The organism is Bathymodiolus platifrons methanotrophic gill symbiont (assembly GCF_002189065.1).
In the GTDB taxonomy this organism is placed as follows: Bacteria; Pseudomonadota; Gammaproteobacteria; order Methylococcales; family Methylomonadaceae; genus Methyloprofundus.
This window is the reverse complement of record NZ_BDMN01000437.1, coordinates 1-4,306: the sequence shown is the minus strand read 5'-3', so window position 1 is coordinate 4,306 and position 4,306 is coordinate 1. Positions and strand designations below refer to the sequence as shown.

The following is a 4,306-nucleotide window of genomic DNA, read 5'->3' as shown; positions in this document are numbered from 1 at the left end:
ACATTTCATTCGAGGAATTATGATGTAAACCTTTTACTTCTCCTAATTATTTAAGTGAAATAACAGATTTAACCCACTACCGATTTTTGCTAGGGCTGAGAATATGAAATGTATTCTTTTTTTCGATGAAGCCGATGCTTTGTTCGGAAAACGTACCAATGTCAGTGACGCACATGATCGATATGCTAATCAGGAAGTATCTTATCTGTTACAGCGTATTGAGGAATTCCCCGGAGTTGTCATACTCGCCTCTAATTTTAGCAATAATATCGATGAAGCATTTATGCGTCGATTTCAGGCAGTAGCGTATTTCCCACTACCCGGGGCAAGAGAGCGCCTGGCAATATGGAAGGGTGTTTTATCCACATTTCCAATGCTGGAAATAGACTGGGATATAGAAAAAGTGGCTAATCGATATGAGCTTTCAGGGGGATCAATTATGAATGTTATGCGTTATGCATCATTAATGGCGATAGATAAGTCTAGTGAAGCTATTCAACATACCGATATTATTAATGGTATACGCCGGGAATTGCAGAAAGAGGGCAAGACCCTTTAAGGCTTATGAGTACTCCAGCATCGGTTCTGCAAACCAAGCAAAGTTCAGCGAGTTCTCGTGCTGCCGCGAGTCGGGTTCAGGCCCGGCTACAGGTTGGCCGCAGCCATGATGGTCATGAGCAAGAAGCTGATCGAGTCGCAGGTACTGTTGTAGGCAGCAATCATGGCGCAGCGGGGCCAGTGGCTCAGGGCACGAGTACAGCTACAGTAAGTACTTCATCAGTTCAGCGAGCGCCGATGATTTCTCGATTGGCTGATTCAGCGGTTCAAACCAGGCTACAGCGTCGAGAAGTTGAAAAATCTGAAGAGCAAGAGCCAGAAAAGGTTCAGCGGAAGGAATAAGAGGAAACTCAGACCAAGGTTCAACGTCAGGAAGAAGAGGAAGCGCAGGCGAAGGCGAAGGTTCAGCGACAGGAAGAACAAGAGCCTCAGGCTAAAAAGAAGGTGATGAAGAATCAGAGCTACAAACCAAAGCTGAGGCACGCGCAAATGTTCGGGATAAAAAACAATTTCCAGAGTTAAATCAGGTAGAGCAAAAACTGTTCAACAACAAAGGTAAAGGCGATAAGCTGAATGATGAGGCCCGCATTTCTATGGAAACGGGATTTTCAGCGGATTTTAGTGGCGTACGAATTCATCAGGGTGCTGATGCTGTAGCGATGAATCGTGATTTAAAAGCTCAGGCATTTACACATGGTAAGGATATATTTTTTAATTCTGGTAAGTATGAGCCAGAATCTACTCGAGGCAAGATGTTGCTTGCCCATGAGTTGACTCATGTTGTGCAACAGGGTGCTGCTGAACAAAAGCTAGCAGAAGGGGAAGTGAAACAAAACAATGCAAAACGCAATGATCCGATACCTGAGCCAACGGATAAAGCGACTCAAAGCTTAGAGCAGGAAAATGCTGAAAAAATCAAAGCCAATGCCTCGGAGGTGGGTGAGCAGTCAGGAACCAAGTCAGGATCAGAAGCTCTAGGCAGTACAGCAGAATCAGCGCAGAAACCTACTACTGGTGCGATGGCAGGGCCAGATATTAAGGAAAATCAGAGCGCACAGCAGGAAACGAAATCAGCTGAAGGGCAGAAAAAAACAAAGCTTAAAGGTAAGCCCAAGGGGGCTTTGAAAGCAAAAGTGAAAAGTGTAGCAAAAGGGAAGGGAGTTGGTGCTTTTTTACGCAAGACAACTAAAACCGCTTTTAATTCAAAAAAAGCTGCAGTCAGACTACTGGCCACTAATGAAAAAAAGACAGAAAATGCAGAAACCAACGCTTAAAATCAGGGAAACGGAGCCTAAGCGGAGTGATGATTTTTATTTCGCTGATCCGAAGTGCGCTAGTAGCGCGCGAGGGAGGCAAGAATTGCATTCCGAATAGCCGTCCAGCCATTTGAGGTAGTCTTAACGGAGCAGGGTTTTGTGCGTAGTTGAGACGGACGCAGGGCGACCAGGGCATCTCCCATTCGCTGCGTAGGCGAATGAATGTTGGTGACAGGAGTCCCAAAATGTTGTGAGGTAGCATGGCGCGCCTGGTTGTCTAATACTGAAAAATCTGTAGTACCTCCGGTACAGGAAGCTCAATCTCGCTCTAATGCGAGCCAGGTTGAAACGGTAGAAAATAGCGAAGAACCAAAACCCGATGAAGTCAAAGCCAAACAAGAATTCCAAAGTGCGCTAGAAAAAGCAATACCTACAAGTCTGGAAGCGGTAGATAAATTTAAGGAAGAGGGCAAAGGTAGGGCGGTAGGCGCAGCGGTTAAAGGCGTTGTAAGTGCTGATACTCAACAGGTCAGGGCGACTTATCAGGAAATAGAAAATACCCCGGAAGCCGAGGCTCCAGAGCAGGAGCCTGAGGCATTAGCTGAAATAGAACAGGCACCTGAAACCAGTGCCTTGAATATGGGCGAAGGATTGGTCGGTGAAATACAGGCGGAACATACTGATCTGAGTAATTTTGAAAATGAATCTGATGATATGCTCAAACAGGAGCAAATCAGTGATGAACAACTAGAAATGGTTGATGAAGATGATTTAGCAGAGGCCAATAAAGAGCGTAAACAAGTTAAAGAAGCTGTTAAAAAAGGACCTAAGGAAGCAAAGCAGCTGGAACAGGAGCAAAAGCAACAGGTAGCTCAGGAACTGAATAAAGAAGAGCTGCAGGGCAAGCAAGAAATGCAGCAGGAGCGCCAAAAAGAATTAACAGGCGCCCAGCAGGACCAAAAGAAAACCAAAAGCAAAATAGAGTTAAAACGCCAGGCTGTCACTGATCACATCAATACAATTTATGAAACAGCCAATACCGGGGTAAAGCAGAAACTAGATGACCTTGAAAAACAGTCTTTGGCTAATTTTGATATAGGAGAAAAAGCCGCAACCAAAACTTTTGAAGATAATGTTAAGCGACGAATGGATGCATTTAAGCGTTGGCGTTATGATCGGTTTGGTGGTAGTTTGTTATGGGCAAAGGATAAATTGTTTGGCATGGATGAGCTACCAGAAGTTAAAAATATCTAATTGGAGGTTTAATTAGTTGGCTTACCGGTGCTATGGCCGATATACCTATTACCTTGCCAACAACCTGGAACCTTAAGGGGATACTGAGTTTAGTGCTGCAAATTCTGGGGCTGACATGGAATACAATACGTGTAAAGCTAGTGAAAAGGGTAGGAGAAAAAATAGTTAAGGTTGCAGAGACTGGCGTCACTATTGTTAAAAAACTAGTGTCTGAAGGCCCGATGGCACTGTGGGAAATGATTAAGGAAAAAGCTGCTGAGATAAAACAGCAAGTTATGGATGGTATTCGTAACTGGCTAATCACACAGGTAGTCAACAGGCTGTCATTAAACTATTGAGTTTCCTGAATCCTGCAGGTGCAATCGTTCAGGCAATTCTGGCAATCTACAATGTAATTATGTTTTTTGTAGAAAACTGGCAGCGTATTGTTGATTTTGTTGGCAGTGTATTTAATTCAATAGGAGAAATCGCTGCTGGTAAAATCTCCGCAGCAGCCTCCAAGGTTGAATCGGCAATGACCATTCCCATTATTCTGAATTTCCTCGCCAGGTTATTAGGGCTGTCGGGTATAGGTAAAGCAGTCTCTGATATCATCAAAAAAATCCGCAAACCTATCGATAAAATTGTAAACAAGGTGCTGGATAAGATTGTTGGGTTTGCTAAAAAGTTATTTAAAAAAGGTAAGGTAGCAGCTAAAGGCGCAGCCCAAAGTGTAATTAATTTTGTTAATCCTAAACATAGTTTTACGGCAGGCGAGGAAAGTCATACTATTTCGGTAAAAAAAATTGCAGGTAAAAAGGTGCTTTATATTGCTTCAACACCTTCACCGATTAAGAGTTTTTTAATGGGGTATGAGCAAAAGAATAAAGATAGCCTGTCGGATAAGAAAAAAGCTGATATAAAAGCGGCCAAAGCCTATATTGTATCTGATATTAATCCTCTTCTGATTGCAGTAGGAAAACTGCAAGAAACCACAGCAAATAAGAAAAAAAAACGTAACTACTCAGCGTAAATAATTAAAAAAGTTCTTGACAGAGTTTTAGCCTTATTTTTGTGGTTTTTAGTCTCCTGCAGAATAGCCATCAAATAGGCCATTTATTGGTCCTGTCTTAATAGTCAGCCGCAAGATGCTTTTAAATACTGGCGATCCCGATCAACTTTTTTAATCTCTTCAAAACAGCTTGTGAAGAGGAAAATTCGGGATTAAAAACCCATGAGATAATATACCTGTTCTTATA

At 42.8% G+C, this 4,306-nt stretch carries 7 protein-coding genes; 6 read left to right on the top strand and 1 reads right to left on the bottom strand.

All coding sequences use genetic code 11. The annotated features are described in order from the left end of the window. The first annotated feature begins 82 nt into the window (after nt 1-82). The 3 genes from CDZ78_RS18995 to CDZ78_RS18985 all read left to right on the top strand — a co-directional run bounded on the left by CDZ78_RS18995 (nt 83) and on the right by CDZ78_RS18985 (nt 1,832). On the top strand, nt 83-559 hold the full coding sequence (locus CDZ78_RS18995) for an ATP-binding protein (protein WP_087871376.1): 477 nt from the start codon (nt 83-85) through the stop codon (nt 557-559). A gap of 5 nt (nt 560-564) precedes the next feature. Beyond that, nucleotides 565-900, top strand: coding sequence for a hypothetical protein (locus CDZ78_RS18990; protein ID WP_087871375.1), 336 nt, complete (start codon nt 565-567; stop codon nt 898-900). Between the two features lie 251 nt (nt 901-1,151). Further along, nucleotides 1,152-1,832 (top strand): eCIS core domain-containing protein, encoded by a 681-nt coding sequence (locus tag CDZ78_RS18985; protein ID WP_087871374.1) that lies wholly within the window; start codon nt 1,152-1,154, stop codon nt 1,830-1,832. A 59-nt stretch (nt 1,833-1,891) separates the two neighbouring features. Here the strand turns inward: CDZ78_RS18985 and CDZ78_RS23930 are convergent, their stop codons facing one another. After that, entirely contained in the window at nt 1,892-2,017 is a 126-nt protein-coding gene (locus tag CDZ78_RS23930; RefSeq protein WP_263458613.1) for a hypothetical protein, read from the bottom strand. Between the two features lie 19 nt (nt 2,018-2,036). On the opposite strand from CDZ78_RS23930, the gene CDZ78_RS18980 reads away from it, so the two are divergent. From CDZ78_RS18980 to CDZ78_RS18970, 3 genes are read left to right on the top strand one after another with little or no spacing between them, the layout of a single operon-like run. Then, nucleotides 2,037-3,068: a hypothetical protein gene (locus tag CDZ78_RS18980; RefSeq protein WP_087871373.1), complete on the top strand. Its 1,032-nt coding sequence runs from the start codon at nt 2,037-2,039 to the stop codon at nt 3,066-3,068. Between the two features lie 32 nt (nt 3,069-3,100). Then, on the top strand, nt 3,101-3,406 hold the full coding sequence (locus tag CDZ78_RS18975; RefSeq protein ID WP_087871372.1) for a hypothetical protein: 306 nt from the start codon (nt 3,101-3,103) through the stop codon (nt 3,404-3,406). Further along, complete coding sequence (locus CDZ78_RS18970; protein ID WP_087871371.1) at nt 3,403-4,080, top strand: hypothetical protein; 678 nt, start codon at nt 3,403-3,405, stop codon at nt 4,078-4,080. The genes CDZ78_RS18975 and CDZ78_RS18970 overlap by 4 nt, the downstream gene beginning before the upstream one ends. Nucleotides 4,081-4,306: the final 226 nt, after the last annotated feature.

Excerpts from the sequence above, each read along its gene's own strand:
- CDZ78_RS18990 (WP_087871375.1), top strand. The coding sequence starts at position 565 with ATGAGTACTCCAGCATCGGTTCTGCAAACCAAGCAAAGTTCAGCGAGT.
- CDZ78_RS18985 (WP_087871374.1), top strand. The coding sequence starts at position 1,152 with ATGGAAACGGGATTTTCAGCGGATTTTAGTGGCGTACGAATTCATCAG.
- CDZ78_RS23930 (WP_263458613.1), bottom strand. The coding sequence starts at position 2,017 with ATGGGAGATGCCCTGGTCGCCCTGCGTCCGTCTCAACTACGCACAAAA.
- CDZ78_RS18980 (WP_087871373.1), top strand. The coding sequence starts at position 2,037 with ATGTTGGTGACAGGAGTCCCAAAATGTTGTGAGGTAGCATGGCGCGCC.
- CDZ78_RS18975 (WP_087871372.1), top strand. The coding sequence starts at position 3,101 with ATGGCCGATATACCTATTACCTTGCCAACAACCTGGAACCTTAAGGGG.